The organism is Umezawaea sp., assembly GCF_036375055.1.
Taxonomy (GTDB): domain Bacteria; phylum Actinomycetota; class Actinomycetes; order Mycobacteriales; family Pseudonocardiaceae; genus Umezawaea.
On the sequence record NZ_DASUSQ010000109.1, the window covers coordinates 49,834 to 70,047 of the forward strand.

General features: G+C 70.6%; 17 protein-coding genes. 8 read left to right on the plus strand and 9 right to left on the minus strand.

All coding sequences use genetic code 11. The features are described 5' to 3' along the window. Positions 1-13: 13 nt before the first annotated feature. The 3 genes from VFZ92_RS28025 to VFZ92_RS28035 all read right to left on the minus strand — a co-directional run bounded on the left by VFZ92_RS28025 (position 14) and on the right by VFZ92_RS28035 (position 2,929). Positions 14-976: a LysR family transcriptional regulator gene (locus tag VFZ92_RS28025; RefSeq protein WP_330879046.1), complete on the minus strand. Its 963-nt coding sequence runs from the start codon at positions 974-976 to the stop codon at positions 14-16. Between the two features lie 102 nt (positions 977-1,078). Further along, positions 1,079-1,744, minus strand: coding sequence for a TetR/AcrR family transcriptional regulator (locus VFZ92_RS28030; protein WP_330879047.1), 666 nt, complete (start codon positions 1,742-1,744; stop codon positions 1,079-1,081). 9 nt (positions 1,745-1,753) lie between these two features. Next, a complete protein-coding gene (locus tag VFZ92_RS28035; protein WP_330879048.1) occupies positions 1,754-2,929 on the minus strand; it encodes a BtrH N-terminal domain-containing protein in 1,176 nt (391 codons plus the stop codon). 72 nt (positions 2,930-3,001) lie between these two features. Here VFZ92_RS28035 and VFZ92_RS28040 point away from each other — a divergent pair, with 72 nt between their 5' ends. Then, positions 3,002-3,589, plus strand: coding sequence for a hypothetical protein (locus VFZ92_RS28040; protein ID WP_330879049.1), 588 nt, complete (start codon positions 3,002-3,004; stop codon positions 3,587-3,589). Here the strand turns inward: VFZ92_RS28040 and VFZ92_RS28045 are convergent. Then, complete coding sequence (locus VFZ92_RS28045; protein WP_330879050.1) at positions 3,586-4,095, minus strand: carboxymuconolactone decarboxylase family protein; 510 nt, start codon at positions 4,093-4,095, stop codon at positions 3,586-3,588. The two genes, VFZ92_RS28040 and VFZ92_RS28045, sit on opposite strands and share 4 nt — an antisense overlap. Positions 4,096-4,161: 66 nt before the next feature. Here VFZ92_RS28045 and VFZ92_RS28050 point away from each other — a divergent pair, with 66 nt between their 5' ends. After that, the gene (locus tag VFZ92_RS28050) at positions 4,162-4,623 is read left to right on the plus strand and encodes a MarR family winged helix-turn-helix transcriptional regulator (RefSeq protein ID WP_330879051.1); all 462 of its coding nucleotides are present in this window, start codon (positions 4,162-4,164) and stop codon (positions 4,621-4,623) included. A 226-nt stretch (positions 4,624-4,849) separates the two neighbouring features. Here VFZ92_RS28050 and VFZ92_RS28055 read toward each other — a convergent pair whose 3' ends face one another. From VFZ92_RS28055 to VFZ92_RS28065, 3 genes are all read right to left on the minus strand, one after another. Then, the gene (locus tag VFZ92_RS28055; RefSeq protein WP_330879052.1) at positions 4,850-5,284 is read right to left on the minus strand and encodes a zinc-binding dehydrogenase; all 435 of its coding nucleotides are present in this window, start codon (positions 5,282-5,284) and stop codon (positions 4,850-4,852) included. A gap of 381 nt (positions 5,285-5,665) precedes the next feature. Continuing rightward, positions 5,666-6,229 carry a TetR/AcrR family transcriptional regulator gene (locus VFZ92_RS28060; protein ID WP_330879053.1) on the minus strand — a complete coding sequence of 188 codons (564 nt, stop codon included), beginning with the start codon at positions 6,227-6,229 and terminating at the stop codon, positions 5,666-5,668. Between the two features lie 153 nt (positions 6,230-6,382). Continuing rightward, positions 6,383-7,219, minus strand: coding sequence for an SAM-dependent methyltransferase (locus VFZ92_RS28065; protein ID WP_330879054.1), 837 nt, complete (start codon positions 7,217-7,219; stop codon positions 6,383-6,385). A gap of 231 nt (positions 7,220-7,450) precedes the next feature. On the opposite strand from VFZ92_RS28065, the gene VFZ92_RS28070 reads away from it, so the two are divergent. The 3 genes from VFZ92_RS28070 to VFZ92_RS28080 all read left to right on the plus strand — a co-directional run bounded on the left by VFZ92_RS28070 (position 7,451) and on the right by VFZ92_RS28080 (position 8,972). Then, positions 7,451-8,323 (plus strand): helix-turn-helix transcriptional regulator, encoded by an 873-nt coding sequence (locus tag VFZ92_RS28070; protein WP_330879055.1) that lies wholly within the window; start codon positions 7,451-7,453, stop codon positions 8,321-8,323. Positions 8,324-8,467: 144 nt separating this feature from the next. After that, on the plus strand, positions 8,468-8,683 hold the full coding sequence (locus VFZ92_RS28075; protein ID WP_330879064.1) for a DUF397 domain-containing protein: 216 nt from the start codon (positions 8,468-8,470) through the stop codon (positions 8,681-8,683). Then, on the plus strand, positions 8,667-8,972 hold the full coding sequence (locus tag VFZ92_RS28080; RefSeq protein WP_330879056.1) for a hypothetical protein: 306 nt from the start codon (positions 8,667-8,669) through the stop codon (positions 8,970-8,972). Before VFZ92_RS28075 ends, VFZ92_RS28080 begins: the two co-directional genes overlap by 17 nt. Positions 8,973-9,763: 791 nt before the next feature. Here VFZ92_RS28080 and VFZ92_RS28085 read toward each other — a convergent pair. Then, positions 9,764-10,840 carry an ATP-dependent DNA ligase gene (locus tag VFZ92_RS28085; protein ID WP_330879057.1) on the minus strand — a complete coding sequence of 359 codons (1,077 nt, stop codon included), beginning with the start codon at positions 10,838-10,840 and terminating at the stop codon, positions 9,764-9,766. 181 nt (positions 10,841-11,021) lie between these two features. On the opposite strand from VFZ92_RS28085, the gene VFZ92_RS28090 reads away from it, so the two are divergent. After that, entirely contained in the window at positions 11,022-12,029 is a 1,008-nt protein-coding gene (locus VFZ92_RS28090) for a hypothetical protein (RefSeq protein ID WP_330879058.1), read from the plus strand. 69 nt (positions 12,030-12,098) lie between these two features. Here VFZ92_RS28090 and VFZ92_RS28095 read toward each other — a convergent pair whose 3' ends face one another. After that, positions 12,099-14,744: a discoidin domain-containing protein gene (locus VFZ92_RS28095; RefSeq protein ID WP_330879059.1), complete on the minus strand. Its 2,646-nt coding sequence runs from the start codon at positions 14,742-14,744 to the stop codon at positions 12,099-12,101. 405 nt (positions 14,745-15,149) lie between these two features. Between VFZ92_RS28095 and VFZ92_RS28100 the strand changes: the two genes are divergently transcribed. Both VFZ92_RS28100 and VFZ92_RS28105 read left to right on the plus strand, forming a co-directional pair. Next, entirely contained in the window at positions 15,150-15,881 is a 732-nt protein-coding gene (locus VFZ92_RS28100) for a TVP38/TMEM64 family protein (protein ID WP_330879060.1), read from the plus strand. Between the two features lie 307 nt (positions 15,882-16,188). After that, positions 16,189-19,803: a CARDB domain-containing protein gene (locus tag VFZ92_RS28105; RefSeq protein WP_330879061.1), complete on the plus strand. Its 3,615-nt coding sequence runs from the start codon at positions 16,189-16,191 to the stop codon at positions 19,801-19,803. Positions 19,804-20,214 lie beyond the last annotated feature (411 nt).

A 20,214-nucleotide genomic window follows, 5' to 3' on the forward strand; every position in this document is an offset into this window, starting at 1 on the left:
TCCTCTTATCGTCTCAGGTGGCCTGGCGCGCCCGGTGGTGCTCCTCGGCGATGGCCGCGAACTCGTGGACCAGCGGGCTCCGCCGGGAGGCGTCCCACGCCAGGCAGACGTGCGACGGGCCGATGTCGTAGACCGGCACGGACGTGAGGTCGCGGCGGGTGTGGAAGCCCGCGACCGACAGCGGCAGCACCAGCACCCCGGCTCCCGCGGCGACCTGGTCCAGCTCCTCCTCCACCGTGCGCACGGCAGGCGCGGCGGACCGCCGCCCGGTGCGCCGTTCCGCGGCGGTGTCACGCCATTGCGGCACCGAGTCCGGGTCCTGCACCAGGTGCTCGTCGGCGAGGTCGGCGATGCCGACGGACGTCGCCCCCGCCAGGCGGTGGCCCACCGGCAGCACGACCGCGCGCGGTTCGGTGAACAGGGGCCGCAGGTGCAGCCCGCGCTGGTCCACGGGCAGCCGCACGAAGCTCACGTCCACCCGCCCGTCGTGGACCACGTCGGTCTGGTCGTGCGGGCCGGTGCGCACCACGTCGACGGTGAGGGAGGGGTGCCGCGACGCCAGCACGCGGATCGCCGCCGACACGACCAGCCCCGGCACGAACCCCACGGTGAACCGGTCGGCCCCGCGCGCCACCCTGCCCACCCTGCGGCGCAGCGCGTCGGCGTTCGCGAGCAGCGGTCTGGCGTCGGTCAGCAGCTGCGCGCCCGCCGGGGTCAGCTCGGTGCCGCGCTTGTCGCGCAGGAACAGCCGGGCCTTCAGCTCGCCCTCCAGCGCACTGATCTGGCGGGACAGCACCTGGTGCGCGACGTGCAACGACTCGGCGGCGCGGCGGAAGTTCAACTCCTCGGCGACCGCGACGAAGTACCGGAGTTTCCGCAGGTCGACGTCCACCACCACCTCCATGCGCTCCTCGGCCAGGGTAGCCCGGCGGGGGAGCCGCACCCGGTGGCACGCGGCCGAACGGCTCAGCGCCATGCTGCTCGGAGTGATCGAGCGATCACCCGTAGGCACCACCGCGCATCGGCACCACCCGCCGCCGCGCACGGCCTTTCACCGTTTTTGCCATTCGGTGCGGCGCTAGTCCTCGGTCGCGATCAGGCCCGTGATGAACACCAGGGTGAAGCGGTGGACGGCGGGCACGAAGTCGGGGCACCCGCGTGCCAGCTCCGGTTCCGCGGCGTAGAGCGCGGCCAGCTCCTCCGACGGGTGCGAGACCTGCCACAGCGACGCCGCGAAGCAGGCCAGCGCGCCGATGACGTCGAACCCGCGCTCGGGCCCGACCTCCGGCACCACCCGGCCCACCAGCTCGGCCAGGGACTCGGCCGCCTCCAGCAGCTCCACCTTGAACGACCGCAGCGCGCTCGTGGACACGTGCCGTTCGAGGGTCAGCGGGGCCTGGGTCAGCAGGTCGCAGAGCAGCGGCCGTTCCGCGAGGGTGCGCGACAGGACGTCCGCGACCAGCCGCGGCGACCCGTCCACCACGCCGTCGAGTTCCGCGTGCACCGCCCGGTTCCACTCGCTCCACGCGTCGGCCCCGAGGCTGAGGTAGATCTCCTCGCGCGTCTCGAAGTACCGCAGGATCGCCGACTTGTGCACACCCACCGCCGCGGCGATGTCACCGAGGCTGACCGACCGGACGCCGCGCTCGACGGCCAGCGCGCGAGCGGCGGCGCGGATCGCGTCGTAGCGCTGCTGCTTGTGCTCTGGCCTGCGGGCCCGCAGGAACGTCGGTGTGCACTCCACCGGGGCAGGTTAACCGACCCTCACCTCCGCGAGGGCCGAGATCGCGGCCGTTTCGGCAGCGTGCAGGCCCAGCAGCGCAGCGCCCGTGCGGCGGAAGACCTCTCCCGTCGCGGCACCGTCGAACGGCGGCTCGGCGGTGTGGGCGGCCCGCAGCTCCCACAGCTCCGCCGCGGCGGTCGCGCGGTCCTCCGCGCCCTCGTCGCCGCGCGCGACCCCGTTCGCCACCGCGGCGGTCAGCTCCCGCAGCCGGGCGAGGACGGGCACGTCCGCGGGCAGCGCCACCTCCGCCAGCTCGTGCCACCGCTCCGCGATGCCGCGCCAGCGCACCGCCTCGTCGGCGAGCGCGGGGACGTCCAGCAGCGCCGCCGCCTCGTCCAGGAAGTCCGCGAACAGCGGTCGCAGGTTCCCGCCGGTCATCCCGGCCGGTTCGACGCCCTCCCACACGCTCAGCAGCGCGCCCGTCAGCCCCACCCCGTCGGCGAACACCCTCGGCCACGCCTTCGCGGCGCGCTCGTCGGTCATCATCCGGCCCCACTTGCGCCACGCGGGCAGCCCGAAGGAGTCCGACGGCCTGCCGAGGTGCTCCACGACGTCGGCCAGCCCGGCCCGGACGGCGTTCCGGACGTCCACCTCGCGCGGTTCGTCGTCGACGACCAGCAGCGCGTTGCGGAACGTGCCCACCCGCGCCCGCGCCCGGTCGAGGTCGGCGCGGTCGACGGTGAGCGGCGCCAGGTTCCGGTCGTCCACCAGCACCCGGCCGCCGCTCTCGCCGTAGACCACGATCGAGTGACCGCCGAACCCGTCCAGAGCCTCGGGCAGGTGCCAGTAGCCCACGTGGTACCGGTCCGGCCACACCAGGCACGGCCTGCCCCGCTCCAGCTCCGCGGTCAGCCGCTTGGCCGCCCCGGCGCCGCCCGCGGTCCGGTGCCGGTCGACGGCGATCCCCAGCCGCTCCACGGTCCGGTCGACCCGCCTGCCGAGGTACTGCCACGTGTTGTCGAAGCCCACCCCCACGACGCGGCCGCCGTCGTGGGAGAACTGGAACAGGATGTACCCGGCCCCGATCCCGCCGCCGATCCCGAACAGCAGGGCCTCGGACAGCCCCTCGAACCCCCGGTGCGCCAGCAGTGCGGCCAGGTTCGCCGAGTCCGGGTCGGTCCCACCGCGCAACGTCCAGCCCGTCATCCCGTTCCGCTCCTCCGGTAGCCGTGGAACTGGCATTGTGGACCTGATTAGCCGTCTCCGTGGAGGTCAGCCGTGTCCGGACTCGAGGTCACCGTCGCCGCGCCGCTCGACACCGTGTGGAAGGCGTTGCGGGACGAGGAGGTGGTCCGCCGGTGGCACGGGTGGGACTACGACGGCCTCGACGCCGAGGTCGAGCAGATCTACTTCACCGACGTCGTCGAGGACGGTCACGTCCTCGCGCTGAGCGGCGGCGACCGCTTCCGGCTGACCCCGTCGGGCGAGGGCACCGCGGTCGTGCTGGACCGCGCGCCGCGCGGGGACGACGCGGACGCCTTCCACGACCTCGTCACCGAGGGGTGGACGACGTTCCTCCAGCAGTTGCGGTTCGCCGTGGAGCGGCAGCCCGGTGCGGAGCGGCGGACCCTGTACTTCTCCGGCGACGGCCCGGCGACGACGCTGCTGGAGACCGTCGACCTCGACGGGGAACCGTGGTTCCGGTCCGCCAACCAGGTCGGCGTCACCGTCGACGCCTGGGGCGAGGGCCTGCTCGTCCTGGTGGACGCGCCGTCGGCCATGGCCGTGCTGAGCACCTACGGTCTGGACGACGAGGCGTTCGCCGAGCTGGAGGCCCGCTGGACGGCGCTGTGGGCGGCGCGCTAGAGCGGGGCGCGGGTCATCCTGTTCGCCAGCGTGGACATCGTGTAGGCGCCGATGCCCAGCACCACCTCCAGCGCGTTGCGGCGCGTGTGACCGTTGCGCAGGAACGCGGTGAGCGTGTCGTCGTCCACCTCGCCCCCGGTGCGCAGGACCTCCAGCGTGAACGTCCGGAGCGCGTCGAGCCTCTCGTCCGGCAGCGGTCCGCTCCCGGTCAGCGCCACCACCAGGTCCTCGTCGGCGTCCAGCGCGCGCAGCTTCGCCGTGTGCACCGCGACGCAGACGTGGCAGGGGTTGCGGGTCGCCATCGTCATGACGACGACCTCGCGCGCGACCGGGTCCAGTGTGGACGCGTCGAACAGTCCGCTGCTCCTGAGGAAACCGTCGAGCAGCTCCGGTGACTCGGCCATCCTGGCCACCGCGGGGGGCAGTCGCCCGACCCTGGTCTCGATCGCGGTCATGGTCTTGCGCGCGGCCGGTGGCGCGGTGTCGGTGGTGTGGTCGGTGAACATGGCGCACTTCCCCTAGAATCGACAACGTGGTTGACCAAACCGTAAACCTGGTTGTCGAGTTTTGCAATGGCTGAGCCGGGGTTCGAGCTGCCGCTGCTGCTGTTCGCGGGCTTCCGCTCGCTCATCGACCGCCTGCACGCCGAGTTGGCGCTGGTGGGGCACCCGGACGTCCGGCCCGCCCACGGCTTCGCCATGCAGGCCATCGGCGTCGGTGGCGCCACCGCCAGCGACGTGGGGCGACGGCTCGGGATCTCCAAGCAGGCGGCCGGGAAGACGGTGGACCGGCTGGAGGTCCTGGGGTACGCCGAACGCGTCGACGACCCCGTGGACGCCCGGCGGAAGCTGGTCCGCCTGACGCCGCACGGGATCGACGCGCTGGAGCGGTCGGCGGAGATCTTCGACCGGTTGCGGGGGGAGTGGGCGGAGGTGCTGGGGGAGCGGCGGTTGCGGGACCTGGAAGGCGGGTTGCGCGCGGTGGTGCCCGCGGACGGGTTCCGGTTGGACGTCGCCGGGTGGTTCGGCGGGTGATCGAGCTGGTGCGGTCGGCCACCGCGCGGTTGGTACGTGGAAGGCGGTCCGGTCGTTCGCGTCGTGGGTGTGGCCGGTTGTGCTCGGGGCCCCTGGATCCGGCCCTTCGACCGGGGTGAAGGGCAGGGGGTGACCACCTGCCCGATCGGAGAGGGCGCGGGGCGCGTCCCCCGAGCGGAACCGGTCACGGCTGGGTGGGTCCACTGTGGATTCCGCGGGCACGGCGTCAGGCGTCGGTGGCGGGGACGAGCACGACCTTCCCGGCCACCGTGCCGGACTCGGCGAGCGTGAGCGCCGCCGCGGCCTCGGTCAGCGGGAACGTCGCGGCGACCTGTGCGGTCACCGTGCCGGCTGCGAGCAGGTCGAACACGCGGCCCAGGTCCTCGGGCCGGCCTGGAGCGGAACGCCGCCGTGCGGCGTACGCCCGCCCAGATGTTGTAGAAGTGGCGTTGCGGCCGTTGGGGAGGTGGTTCCACCACGGCAGCCTGCCGATCAGCTTGAGCACGGGGAGCCGCTTCGACCCGCCGTCGTCGCGGGGGGAGGCGCTGCCGTAGGACACGAGCGTCCCGCCCTTCGCCAGGAGTCGGAACGAGTCGACCACGCCGGGACCGCCGACGTGGTCGAACACCGCGTCGACCCCGTTCGGTGCGAGCGCCCGCACCCGTGCCGGGAGGTCGGGGGTCCGGTGGTGCGCCCAGCCGTCACGGTGTCGTGGTGGCGTGGCGACGCGGTGCCGATCACCCGGATACCGGCGTGCCGGGCGAGTTGGACGAGCGTGGAGCCGACGCCGTCGGGGACCGGCGCCAGGTCGGCGGCGTCCAGCACCACGTGGCTCGCCTGGGCTCCGGTCTTGGTCAGCGCGGCGAAGCGCCCGCCCGCCAGTGAGGGCGACACGCCCGCGCCGACGGCGGTGACCGGTCGGCTCCACGACGCCGGGGAGGACGGTCTCGATGGTTCGCGCCATGGCGTGCTGCTCATGTTTGTGAGTGGTCACATACTTCTGCGGGCGTGCAGGAACGCGGGTGGGGCACGGTGTCGGGGGTCAGGAGGGGTGGCGCATCCCGGCCGTCAGGACCCTGGCCCAGTTCGCGTCGACCGCGCCCAGGTCGGCGGCGACGATCAGGTGGCAGAGCTGGCCCAGGGCGATGAACCGCTGCACCTCGGCGTCGCCGCCGCCGGACAGCTCCTTGGCGTGCTCGACCACGGACGCGTAGCCGCGCCGCACCGCGTCGCGGATCTCCGGGACGTCCGACGCGCTCTGCGCGTGGATCTGGAGCATCAGCAGGTCGCGGTCGGCGATGAGCCCCGCGTACGCGTCGCCCATCGCCTCCAGCACCTCGGCGGGCGTGCCGTCCGGCACCTGCTCCGCGCCCGCGGTGAGGGCCTCGCGGATCAGCAGGTAGCAGCGGTCGAGCGCGGCGGTGAACAGGCCGAGCTTGCCGCCGAACAGCCGGAGCACGTACGCCTGGGAGATCCCGGCGGCGTTCGCGACGTCCGTGACCGGCGTGGCGTGGTAGCCGCCGCGGCCGAAGACCGCCACCGCCTTGGCGACGACCGTCGTGCGACGGGCGTCGGCGGTGGAGCGGGGTGTCTCGGTGAGCGACATGTATGTGAGTGCACACTTACAACCGTTGCCGGTCAAGTCACCGGGGAAGTGGCCGGTCACGCGGGTGCCCCCACCCGTCCAAGGACACCCACGTGAGGCCGAACGGCGGCAAATGTCACCCGATCGTGTGGCCCACGCGCGGTGGCGCTGTGCTTAGGGCTTGCGGCCGACCGCGCCGACGATGCAGTACGACACCTGGTCGAGCGGCTTGATCTGCGGGCCGTCCGGCCACCACTCGGCGCACAGCGTCAGACCGGGGTCGATCAGGTCGAGGCCGGGGAACATCGCCAGGATCTCGTCCCGCTTGCGGAACACGCCGGTGCCCATCGGGCTGTGCAGGAAGGTCTCCTCCATGCGCCGGGCCAGCTCGCTGTGCTCCTCGGTCTGCGGGTCGTAGAAGTGCGACAGCCCGACGTAGGAACCCGACGGCAGCGCGTCGACGTAGGCCTTCATGATGTCGGCGGGGGAGCGCTCGCCGTCGTAGTGGTGCAGCGTGCCCATCTGGAAGAGGGCGACCGGCTTGTCGAAGTCGATGTGCTTGCGCACGACCTCGTTCTCCAGGATCTTCTCCGGCTCGAAGATGTCCTCCGCGGTGAAGTGCGTCTGGTCGTTCTCCTCCAGCAGCGCCCGCCCGTGCGCCAGCACCACCGGGTCGTTGTCGACGTAGACGACCGTCGCGTCGGGCTGGAGCCGCTGCACGACCTGGTGGGTGTTCTCCGCCGTCGGCAGCCCGGAGCCGAGGTCGAGGAACTGCGTGATGCCCGTCTGGCTCGCGATGAACCGGCTCGCCCTGATCAGGAACGCCCTGTTGTCCCACGCCAGCGTCGCCGCCTCCGGTGCCACCCGCTGCACGCGCCGGAGGACCTCGCGGTCGATCTCGTAGTTGTCCTTCCCGTAGAGGAAGGCGTCGTAGACCCTGGCGATGCTCGCCTTGGTCGTGTCGATGTAGACGGGTGCGGCAACGTCCGACGGGGACGGGCTACCAGGCATCTGGGGCCTCACAGAGCGTTGTTTTCCGGGGGAGTGTGTGCACCGGATCACAGTGCACCTAGCGTAAGCATATGGGCTCGAAGTGCGAGCATCAGGCACGAAGTTGACCTTGGGGACAGGCGGTGTACGTTCGGTTACCGGGCTTCGAGGCCTTCGCTGAGCGCAACCGCTGTTCGGGTGGACCGGCTGTCACGGGTGGACGCAGGTGCCGGGAATCGCAGGAGGACGGTTATGACCACGGTTGATCCCGCTGCCTCGTCCGGTGGACCTACCGCTCTGCGGATCGTCCTCGGGGCCCAGTTGCGGCGGCTGCGCGAGGCCGCCGAGATCTCCCGCGCGGACGCCGGATATTCGATTCGGGGTTCCGAATCGAAGATCAGCAGATTGGAGCTCGGCCGGGTCGGTCTCAAGGAGCGCGACGTCGCCGACCTCCTCACGATGTACGGCGTCACGGACCAGGCCGACCGCGAGACGTTCCTGGAGATGGTCAAGCGGTCCAACCAACCGGGCTGGTGGCACCGGTTCAACGACCTCATGCCGGACTGGTTCCAGGACTACGTCGGACTGGAGGAGGCGGCCACCCGCATCCTCACCTACGAGCTCCAGTTCGTCCCCGGCCTGATGCAGACCGAGGACTACGCGCGCGCCATCGCGAGCCACGGCAGACCGGACTCCGCGGGGCAGGACGTCGAGCGCCGCGTCCGCCTCAGGATGAACCGCCAGAGGATCCTCAACAGGCCCGGTGCGCCGCGGCTGTGGGCGGTCGTCGACGAGTCCGTGCTGCACCGCCCCATCGGCGGACGCGACATCATGCTCGCCCAACTGGACCATCTGCTGGACCTCACCAAACAGGCGCAGATCACTCTTCAGGTGGTGCCCTACCAGCTCAGCGGTTACGCAGCGGAGGGGCCGTTCACCATGCTCCGGTTCGGTGAGCCGGAGCTGCCGGACCTGGTCTACATCGAACACCTCGCCGGTGCCCTCTACCTGGACAAACGTGACGAGGTGGAGCTCTACAGCCGCGTGTTCGACCGGCTGACCGTAGACGCTCTGACCCCCGACCGCACCCGCCAGATGCTGGCAAAGGTGCGCGCGGAAATTTAACCCGATCGGGCTACCCCTCGCATCTGCACGTGCATTTACCCGTGCGAAACTGGGTGCTACGTTCTCTGCTCAGCCAGATGCACGTGCAGATGCACCTCTGAGGCTTCTGAGGGTGGTGTCGTGGAGAACGAGATCCGCAACGGCATGCCGGCGGCGCAGCTCGCCGGTACGACGTGGACGAAGAGCAGCTACAGCGGCGCCGTCGGGAACTGCGTCGAGGTGGCGGCACTGGCCGGCGGCGACATCGCCATGCGCAACTCGCGCTTCCCCGACGGACCAGCGCTGGTCTACACCCGTGCCGAGATCACGGCATTCCTGGCAGGCGCCAAGGACGGCGAATTCGATGACTTCACCAGTTGACACCACCGAGCGGGCTGAGGTCCGCCTGCGCGAACTCATCGCGCGCGGCTTCCAGTTCCTGCACCCGACCGACGCGCGCGGCGAGCTGGCCGCCGTGGTCGGCGTCCGGGCGCACGACAACGTGATCGACGTGGTCCGCCTGCACACCGAGGACGACGCCGTCGCGACCCGGATGCCCGCGGACGAGCAGAACGTCCTCGCCCCGGCCAGGTTCTCCTGGCGACGGCGCGGACCTGCGTGTTCTGTCCTGGACGAGCTGTTGGAGCTCCCGGACGACAGGATCGCCTGACCGATCTGCTGGGATAGCACCCGTGTCGGACGGTGTGAGGAACGGAAGAGCGGTCGAGACCTGCGTGGTCAACGCCGCCGAACTACGCCAAGCACGAGCCACGGTCTGCTTGACCAGACCAGAACACCACGGCCGAACCCGCCCCTCAGCGGTCCGCCCAGCAGCCTGGGGCAGACCAGCGGCAACAGCCCGGCCGTAGGAGCACTCGCGACTCACGCCGCGAGAGAAGGCCGCAGGTCGAGCGACTGAGGGGTTCGCTCGACCCGAGGCCGCACAAGACCTGCTCCCCGCGGCGCCGGTGGGTTGGTGGGCACAACGCCCGCCGGCGCCGCACATCTCCCACCAACGCAGAGCACGCCAGAGCAGAGCACACCAGGGCAGAGCCACCGGTGAAACAGGGAACAAGGCGAGACAGGGAACAAGGCGAAGACAGGGGCACGACGCAGCGGGAACAATTGGCCGATCGCCCCAGGATCGACACAACGGGCCGACCCACCGCGAACTCGGGCTGACCGGCCACCAACACGGGTTGACCTGCTGCGAACACGGGCTTGACCCACTGCGAACTCGGGCCGACCGGCCACGGGACGTGGCCGATTTTACTTGGGGATTTGACCCTTGAACTAGTGATCGGGCAGGGCTTCACCACCTGCCCCCAAGCCCGATCAAGGGTCGGATGAGGGGCCCCCAAGTCAAATCGGCCACAGCACGCTGGAAGCCGCAGCCACCACCGCTCCCACGCCGGAAGCCGCCCTCAAAGCCGGAATTCGCAACAGGGGCCACAACACCCCTCACCCAGACCCCCCGAACAACCTCCCCAACTCAGCCGGGGCCACAACCTCCAACTGCCCGTAGGTACAGGACGCGGGCTCCCGGTCCCACCGGAACCGCACCAACCGGCTCATGTGCCGGAACCGCCCCCCGGCCACGTTCTCGTACCGAACCTCGGCGACCCACTCGGGCCGCAACGGCTCCCAGGACAGGTCCTTCCCCGCACTCCACCGGCTCTGCCCACCGGGAACCCGCCCGGACGCCGCCCCGGACGCGCCTGCCTCAGCCCACCCGCGCCACGGATGCCCCTCCAGGGCGTCCCTCCGCAACGGCTCCAACTCCTCCACCAGTTCCCTCCGCCGAGCAGCCGTGAAACTGCTGGCCACCCCCACGTGGTGCAGCACCCCGTCCTCGTCGAACAACCCCAGCAGCAGCGAGCCGACCCCCACCCCGTCCTTGTGCCACCGGAACCCGGCCAGCACGCAGTCCGCGGTCCGCTCGTGCTTGACCTTCCACATCACCCGCCTGTCCTGCTCGTAGGGCGCGTCGGGCTTCGCCACGACCCCGTCGAACCCGGCCCCCTCGAACCGCGTGAACCAGTCCCGCGCCACCACCGGATCGGTCGTCAGCGGCGTCAGGTGCACCCGCGCCAGGTCCCCGTCCACGACGTCCGCCAGCAGGGCCCGCCGCTCCGAGAACGGCAACCCGGTCAGGTCCCGGTCCCCCAATGCGAGCAGGTCGAACGCGACGAAGCTCGCGGGTGTCTCCTCGGCGAGCTTGCGCACGCGGGACGCGGCGGGGTGCAGGCGGAGCTGGAGCGAGTCGAAGTCGAGCCCGGCGCCCGTCACCACGACGATCTCGCCGTCCACCACGCACCGCCGCGGCAGCACCGTCGACAGCAGGTCGACCAGTTCGGGGAAGTAGCGGGTCAACGGCCGGTCGTTGCGCGAGCCGAGTTCGACCTCGTCGCCGTCGCGGAACACCACGCAGCGGAACCCGTCCCACTTCGGCTCGTACGACATCCCCGGTGCCTCGGGCACCTCGGGAACGGATCGCGCGAGCATCGGCTTCACCGGCGGCATCACGGGCAGGTCCACGAGTGGAGAGTAGGTCGACACCCGCGACCGCACCGCCTGGAAGCGACGCGCCGATCGGGCTGCCCCGCCCGTCCGTTACCCGGTCAGGGGAACCGTGACCCGTTCGTAGCGGACGGTAACGACCTGCGCGCGCCGCCGATGGTCAGGCATACGAACGTCCGTTGAGCGTCTGGAGTGCACGGTGATCGAGAATTCGGCGACGGGACTGGTGAAGTTGGACGCCGAGGTGTCCGTCACGGTCACCCGTGAGGAGCACCACCAGCTCGCGCTGGCCCGCTACACCGTGACCGACGGTCAACAGCGGCACGTCGCCGTCGAACTCGCGTGGTGCACCATCAGCTCCGGCAAGTACCGCGGCGAACGCGGCATCGAGGTCCGGCTGGACGGGAAGCGCGTCGGGGAGCTGACCCACCTGATGTCCCGGCGCTACGCCCCGCTCGTCACGCAGGTGATCGCCCAGGGCGGCCGTCCCGGCTGCACGGCCACCGTCCAGCGCGGCGCGAGGGGCCTGGAGGTCGTGCTGAGCCTGCCCCGCCACGGCGACGGCGTCCTCCCGCTGCCCGCACAGGCCCCGACCGCCTTCGTTCCGCCCGCACCGCCCGCCCCGACCGTCTTCACGCCGCCCGCGCCCGACCCGACCGCCTACGCGCCCGTCGGAGCGCCGGTGGCCCCGCTGCCCGCGCGGCCCACGGGCCCGTTCTCGAAGCACCGTCCGGCGTGGATCGTCGCGGCCGTCGTCGGCCTGCTGGTGGTCATCGGTCTGGCCAACGGCGGCACCGAGCAGCCGTCGACCACCAAGACCGCGGCCGAGGCCTCCACGACGACCACCAAGGCCGCACGCACCACGACCACCACCACGGCACCGCCCACCACGACCACCACGACGACGACCACCACGACCACCACCACGACGACGGTGGAGCAGCCCGTGGTGGCACCCCCGCCCGTCACGCAGCAGCCGGCACCCAAGCCCGAGCCCGCACCCGAGCCCGCTCCGGCACCGGAACCCGCCCCCGCCCCCGCGTCCGACTGCGACCAGAACTACTCCGGCTGCGTCCCGATCGCCAGCGACGTCGACTGCGCGGGCGGCAGCGGCAACGGCCCGGCCTACGTCAGCGGTCCGATCCGGGTGATCGGCAGCGACGTCTACAAGCTCGACAGCGACAACGACGGCATCGCCTGCGAGTAGCGGGGCCGGGAACGCGGAGCACCGCGGGACCCGGACGGGTCCCGCGGTGCTCGACGTCCACACCCGGTTCTACGGGTAGCTGACCACGTAGCTGACCTGGTTCGCCAGGTTGGCCGTGGCACCCACGTTGTTGATGACGTTGGTGATCGTGCCGACCCCGCCGAGCGAGACCGCCACCAGGTCGCGGAACTGGACGCCCGGCTTGTTGGGCACCTCGAACCCGCGACTGGCCACGACGGCCGGGTTCGCCTGGAAGAACGCGTAGCTGCCCAGCCCCCACGCCTGGTGGGTGTTGACCGAGTCCGCCACCTTGTACGCCGCCCAGCCCTGGTTGCCGTTCCCGCTGCTCCAGGAGGCGTTGTTCGGCGGGTCGTACGGCAGTTCGTTCTGGTAGAAGTACGTCTTGCCGCCGTTGCCGTTCCAGATGGTCTGGTACTCCTGGTAGTGCTCGACGAACAGGCCGTACATCGTCACGTCGTTGCCGTTGACGACCAGGCCGTTGGCCGCGGTGTTGAGGTTCCACGCCACGTTCGCGCCGTGGTCCGCGCGCCACAGCCACATGTGGTCGCCGATGACGTTGTTGCTGTTGACCCGCAGGCTGACCGTGGCGCGGCCGAGCGTGCCCGTGCCACCGATGCGGATGAACAGGTCGTGCATCGAGGTCGGGTTCGCCGAGTGGTTGGCCGACGACCCCGCCTGGCCGATCTCGACGAGGACCGGGGAGTTGACCGGACCGGCGTCGACCAGCAGGCCCGCGAGCTTCACGCCGTCCACGTCGGACACCGAGATGGCCGCGGTGCCGTTGTCGGGCAGCAGGGTGGCCAGACCGAGGCCGAGCACGACGGTGTTCGGGCGGGTCACCCTGATGGACTCGCTGAGGTGGTGGATGCCGGGGGTGAACAGCAGGTTCCGGCCCGCCGCCAGCGCGGCGTTGACGGTCGCCGTCGAGGAGCCCGGCTTGACCACGTAGAACTGGCTCAGCGAGATCGACTCACCGGCCGGGGCGCCGTTGCCCCAGGTGGTGCCGCGGGAGTTGTTCCGCAGCGCCGGGACGAAGACGTTGTACTCGCCCGCGCCGTTGAGGTAGAGGAACGGCTTCTCGCGGACCTGCGGGGTCTGGTCGATGGTCGTGTGCGAGGGGTTCGGGAAGTGCTGCGGCGGAGCGCCGTTCGTCCCCTGGAACACCATGTTCCACACCGAGCCCGACCAGCCGCCGTTGAGGTCGCTGTTGCGGGTGTAGAACTGCTGCTGCGAACCGGACTCGATGACGCCGTCGATGCGCGAGTCGGCGATGAAGCCGCCCGACGCCCAGCCGTCGCCGCCGTTCCACAGCTGCGCCTGGCCGCGGAGGTGCATGCGGCGGTACGGCGCGGCCTGCGACACGGCCCAGCGCTCGATCTGCCCGGCGGGCAGCGTCACCGAGAGGTTCTCGGCGGAGCGCCAGAAGTTCTGCGTCGCGTTGCCCTTGTTGTTCGGGTTGTCGCCCTGCTGGAGCCAGTCGGCCTCGACGCGCACGTGGCCGTTGAGGTTGACGTCGTCCGGCGAGAGGCCCAGACCGGCGACCTGGGTGTAGAAGCCCAGGTTCACGTCGGCGGTGTAGCTGCCCGGCTTGAACAGCAGGGCGAAGCGCTCAGGGCCGAACTGGTTGGTGTGCTGCTGGTTCGCGACAGCCGTCAGCTTCGCCTGGATCTCACCCGCGGGGGTGCTGGGGCTGAAGACCGACACGTTCGGACCGAAGTCCGGGTTGCGCGGGTCGGTCACGGGCACGTCCACGGTGCCACCGACGGTGTTCACCGAGAACTCCCAGAGGGAATAGCCGTAGTTGGTTCCGCGCACCGTACCCAACACGCGCACGTAACGGCCAGTCCCGCTGACGTCGAAACCCTGGTTCCCGCCGGTTCCGGTCGTCGTCGTGTGGACGGTCGTCCACGTCGACGCGTTCTCCGAGACCTGGACCTGGAACGACCTGCCGTAGGCGGCCTCCCAGCTCAACCCGACCCTGCACACCGTTTGAGACGAGCCGAGGTCGACCTGCAACCACTGCGGGTCGGCCGCGGTGCTCGCCCAGCGGGTGCCCGCGTTGCCGTCGACGGCCGCCGAGGCGGGCGTGCCCGCGTTCTCGGTCGAGGACGCCGTGGCGGTCTTGTTCAGCGCCGAGTTGGCCGAGCCGCAGGTCGGCGGCGGGGGGTTGCCGCCCTGCGTGCCCAGGACCTGGAACTCCCACAGCGAGTAGCCGTAGGCGGTGGCACGGGCGGTGCCGAGCACCCGGACGTAACGGCCTGTGCCAGTCACGTCCAGGGTCTGCGCACCGCCCGTGCCGGTGGTCGTCGTGTAGATCGACGTCCAGGTCGAGGCGTTGTCGGAGGTCTGGACCTGGAACGACCGCGCGTAGGCGGCCTCCCAGTTGAGGACGACCTGGTTCACGGTCGAGGTGGCGCCGAGGTCGACCTGGAGCCACTGCGGGTCGGAGGCCGCGCTGGACCAGCGGGTGCCCGCGTTGCCGTCGACGGCGGCGGTGGCGGGCGTGCCGGCGTTCTCGGTCGAGGACGCGGTCACCGGCTTGCCCTGCGACAGCAGGACGGGCGCGGCGTTCGCCGGTGGCGCGGAGTCGGTGGAGGAGAGGGCGCCGAGCAGGGTCGCGGTGGCGACCACGAGCACGGACAGCCTGCGCAGGGAGCGGCGGGGGGACGGTGATGACGCGACAGCGAGTCTCATGTTCCTGCCTGTCGGAATGAGGAGACGGCCAGAAGCCCGGGGGAGGGCAGGGTTGTGGGCGCGTTTCGACCGGCCTGCGTGGTCCTCCACGGTCGGCCGGCCATCCTGAGAGAGCGCTCTCTCGAAGTGGTGGAACCGGTCCCGGAACCGGTTCCAGTGGTGTTGTGGTGGAGTTAACAGCTCCGAAATTCGGTCGTCAAGGTTCTCTCCCGAGTTTCCCGGACCGGTACCGCGCGTAGGCCGGAAGGCGCAGCGGAAGCCGGGCGAACGGCCGAGCCCGAGCCACCGCCGACGGCCGGCGTTGTCGGATCGTGACGCTGTTCTCCGTTATCCGGCCGTGCGGTTCCAGTCGTTCGGGGACGTGCGTCGCGCCCTCGCCGGTACCGGTCCCGGTTAGCATCGCGCGTGGTCCACGGAGAGGGTGTCGCGGTGCAGGTCGAGGAAGGCCCGAGCGGCGTCGAGCGCCTGGTCCGCTCTCCCTGGCCGCGGCTCGGGCTGCTGCTCGCCCTCCTGGCGACGGCGATCGGGCTGGCGCTGACCGGAGGCGTCGACGCGGTCGAGGCGGCCAAGGCGTGGGTCGCGGACCTCGGCGTGCTGGGCCCGGTGGCGTTCATCGTCCTCTGCGCCGCGGCGACCACGTGCTTCCTGCCCGTCTCCGTCCTGTGCGCCGTGGCGGGCCTGCTGTTCGGCCCCGTGCTCGGCGTCCCCGTGGTGTGGGTGGGCGCGGTGCTCGGCGCGGCGGGGTCGTTCCTGGTGGGGCGCGGACTGTCCAAGGACGCGGTCGAGCGGCTGGCGGGGGAGCGGATGGCGAGCGTCAACGCCCTGCTCGACCGGTACGGCGCCGCCACCGTGTTCGTGCTCCGCCTGCTGCCGCTGGGGCCGTTCGCGCTGCTCAACTACGTGCTCGCGGTGACCAGCCTGCGGCTGCGGGGCTTCGTCCTCGGGACCGGCGCGGGCATCGCGCCCGGCGTGGTCGTCTACACCGCGCTCGGCGGCACGGCAGAGGACCCGACGTCCCCCGTCTTCCTGTTCTCGGTCGCCGCGCTGGTGGTCATGACCGTCGTGGGTGCCGTGGCCGCCCGCCGCGTGGCGAAGCGGGCCGCCGGGGTCGAACCGGCTCCGCAAGAGACCGCCTGACCGCCTGACCGGCGATCCGCGCCTGTTCCGCCGCCGTTCGGTCGTCCTCGTTGGACCGAACGGTCCCCGCCGTGCGCGAGGGGTGACCCGGCGGTCGCGCAACCGTTGACGTAGCTGTAGCGCGTCTGTAACTCTTGCTCAACTCGACGCAAAAAAGTTGCATGATCTTGGAAATTACTAGCAGAGCTTCGTAATTCCGCCTGGACGCCGATTCATCCCCGACGACCGGTCATCCCCCTGCCCCTGACCGGCAGCCCTCCCACCGGCATGTCCAGAGGTGTCTCCCTCCCCTGCAGAGAGGACAGCGATGAGAACCACAAGCCTGATCACGCGGCTCACCGCCGCGTTGCTCGCGAGTTGCCTCGTGGCACTCGCCGGGCCGGGCCTTCCGGCGCACGCGGCGCCCGCCCAGGAGAACGCCCTGGGCGCCCGGCTCGCCGCGGCCGCCGTCTCCGTCTCCGCCAGCAGCGCCCACGGGGAGTACCCCGCGGCCAACGTGAACGACGGCAACCAGGCCACCTACTGGGAGAGCGGGGGCTCGTTCCCCCAGTGGATCCAGGCGGACCTCGGGTCGTCGGTCGCCACGAACAAGGTCGTGCTGAAGCTGCCGACGGGGTGGGAGACCAGGACGCAGACGCTGTCGGTGCAGGGCAGCACGAACGGCAGCGCCTTCTCCGACCTCGCCCCGTCAAAGGGCTACGTGTTCTCCCCGTCGAGCGGGAACACCGTCACCGTCGACGTCGCCGCCACCACGATCCGGTACGTGCGCGTGACCATCACGGCGAACACCGGGTGGCAGGCCGGTCAGCTCTCGGAGTTCGAGGTCTACGGCCCGACCGGCGGTGACACGCAGGCGCCCACCGCGCCGACCGGCCTCGCGTTCACCGAGCCCGGCACCGGCCAGATCCGCCTGACGTGGAGCGGCTCCACCGACAACGTCGGCGTCACGGGCTACGACGTCTACGCCAACAACTCGCTGCGCACCAGCGTCGCGGGCAACGTCCTCACCTACACCGACACGCAGCCGGGCACCGCGACGGTCGCCTACCACGTGCGGGCGAAGGACGCCGCGGGCAACCAGTCGGCCAACAGCAACACCGTGACCCGCAACGGGACCGGCGGTCCCGGCGGCACGAACCTGGCCGTGGGCAAGCCGATCACCGCGTCCTCGTCGGTGTTCACGTTCGTCGCGACCAACGCGAACGACAACAGCACCGCCACCTACTGGGAGGGCGCGGGCGGCTCGTACCCGAACACCCTCGCGGTGAGCCTCGGCGCGAACGCCGCCGTCGACTCGGTCGTGCTCAAGCTCAACCCGGACAGCTCGTGGGGCACGCGCACGCAGAACATCCAGGTGCTGGGCCGCGAGCAGAGCGCGTCCGGCTTCACGAACGTGGTGCCGGCGGCGAACTACGTGTTCAACCCGGCGTCGAGCAACATCGTGACGATCCCGGTCGGCGGCGCGTCCCTGGCCGACGTCCAGCTCCGGATCACGTCCAACACCGGCGCCCCGGCGGGTCAGATCGCCGAGTTCCAGGTCGTCGGCGTCCCCGCGCCGAACCCGGACCTCACGATCACCGGCGCCTCGTGGTCGCCGAACGCCCCGGTCGAGAACGACGCCGTCACGCTCTCGGCGGTGGTCCGCAACGCGGGCGCGGTCGCCTCCGGCGCGACCAACGTCAACTTCTACCTCGGCACGACGAAGGTGGGCACCGCCACCGTCGGCGCGCTGGCCGCGGGCGCCTCGGCGACCGCGTCGGTCAACGTCGGACCGCGCGACGCGGGCAGCTACCCGCTGACCGCCAAGGTCGACGAGGCCAACACCGTCATCGAGTCCAACGAGACCAACAACAGCTTCGCGGGCTCCAGCCCGCTGGTCGTCACGCCGGTCGCCAGCTCGGACCTGGTCGCGGTCGTCGGCTGGACACCGGGCAACCCGTCCGCGGGCACCGCGGTCGCGTTCTCGGTGGCCGTCAAGAACCAGGGCACGGTCGCCTCGGCGAGCGGCGCGCACGGCATCACCCTCCAGGTGGTCAACTCCACCACCGGCTCCGTCGTGCGGACGCTGACCGGCTCCTACAGCGGCGCCATCGCCGCGGGCGCCACCACGTCCCCGGTGAACCTCGGCTCCTGGACGGCCGCCAACGGCAAGTACACCGTCAAGGTCGTGCTGGCCGACGACGCCAACGAGCTGCCGGTCAAGCGGCCCAACAACACCAGCGAGCAGCCGTTCTTCGTGGGGCGCGGCGCGAACATGCCGTACGACATGCTGGAGGCGGAGGACGCGGCGGTCGGCGGTGGCGCGGCCGTCGTGGGCCCGAACCGCAGGATCGGCGACGTCGCGGGCGAGGCGTCCGGCCGCAGGGCCGTCACGCTCAACTCGACCGGCAGCTACGTCGAGTTCACCACCAGGGCGAGCACCAACACGCTCGTCACCCGCTTCTCCATCCCGGACGCGGCCGGTGGCGGCGGCATCAACGCCACGATCAACGTCTACGTCAACGGCACCTTCCACAAGGCGCTGCCGCTGACGTCCAAGTACGCGTGGCTCTACGGCCCCGAGGCCGGTCCGGGCAACTCGCCCGGCGGCGAGGCGCGGCACATCTACGACGAGGCCGCCACCATGCTCAACTCGTCGTTCCCCGCGGGAACGAAGATCAAGCTCCAGAAGGACGCGGCCAACACCACCAACTACGCGATCGACTTCGTCAACACCGAGCAGGTGACGGCGATCCCGAACCCGGACCCGGCCAAGTACGCCGTGCCGACCGGGTTCGGCCACCAGGACGTGCAGAACGCCCTGGACCGCGTGCGGATGGACACGACGGGGAACCTGGTCGGCGTCTACCTGCCCGCGGGCGACTACCAGACCGCGAGCAAGTTCCAGGTCTACGGCAAGGCCGTCAAGGTCGTCGGCGCGGGCCCCTGGTACACCAGGTTCCTGGCACCGTCCACCCAGGACAACACCGACGTCGGCTTCCGCGCCGAGGGCACGGCCAACGGGTCGTCGTTCGCGAACTTCACCTACCTCGGCAACTACACGTCGAGGATCGACGGGCCGGGCAAGGTGTTCGACTTCGCGAACGTGGCCAACATGGTGATCGACAACATCTGGGTCGAGCACATGGTCTGCCTCTACTGGGGCGCCAACACCGACTACGTGACCATCAAGAACTCCCGCATCCGCAACATGTTCGCCGACGGCATCAACATGACCAACGGCAGCACCAACAACCACGTGGTCAACAACGACGCGCGCGCCACGGGCGACGACGCCTTCGCCCTGTTCTCCGCCATCGACGCGGGCGGCGCGGACATGAAGGACAACGTCTACGAGAACCTGTCCACGACCCTGACCTGGCGCGCGGCGGGCGTCGCGGTCTACGGCGGCTACGCCAACACGTTCCGCAACATCTACATCGCGGACACGCTGGTGTACTCGGGCATCACGATCAGCTCGCTCGACTTCGGCTACCCGATGAACGGCTTCGGCGCGGACCCGCCCACGAAGTTCGAGAACATCTCGATCGTGCGTGCGGGCGGACACTTCTGGGGCGGTCAGACGTTCCCCGGCATCTGGGTGTTCTCCGCGTCGAAGGTGTTCCAGGGAATCCGGGTCAGCGACGTCGACATCGTCGACCCGACGTACTCGGGAATCATGTTCCAGACGAACTACAGCAGTCCCGGCAACCCCCAGTTCCCGATCAAGGACACCATCTTCACCAACGTGTCGATCTCCGGCGCGCAGAAGAGCGGCGACGCCTACGACGCGAAGTCCGGCTTCGGGCTGTGGGCGAACGAACTGCCGGAACCGGGCCAGGGCCCAGCGGTGGGTTCGGTGACGTTCAACAACCTGCGCCTGAGCAACAACGCGCAGGACATCAAGAACACGACGTCGACCTTCACCATCGTCCGCAACTAGCGAGCTGACCAGCAGCGGCCGGTGACACCCAGCACACGGGTGCCACCGGCCGCTCCGTGCCGTGGTCTGGCGGACCTGGTAGTTCGAATTCAAGTGGCGGACGCTGCCGTGGTCTGGCGGGCCTCGCGGTTCGAATTGATCCGGTGGACGCTGCCGTGGTCTGGCGGGCCTGGTGGTTCGAATTGAACCGGCGGACGCTGCCAGGGACTGGCGGCCCCGACGGTGCTCTCTCGGGGGCTTGGACATCCCCACCCCTGGCGGCCCCCGGCTCGAAGCATTCCTCACACCCTTGAGGTTGTCCCCAGGAACCGGACACCGGGGTTTCATGCCGCGAGGACGAGACCTTGACGATAACCGACACGGACTTCGTGTGGAGTGCGGTAGTCGAGTGTCGAATGTAGACGGTGGTGG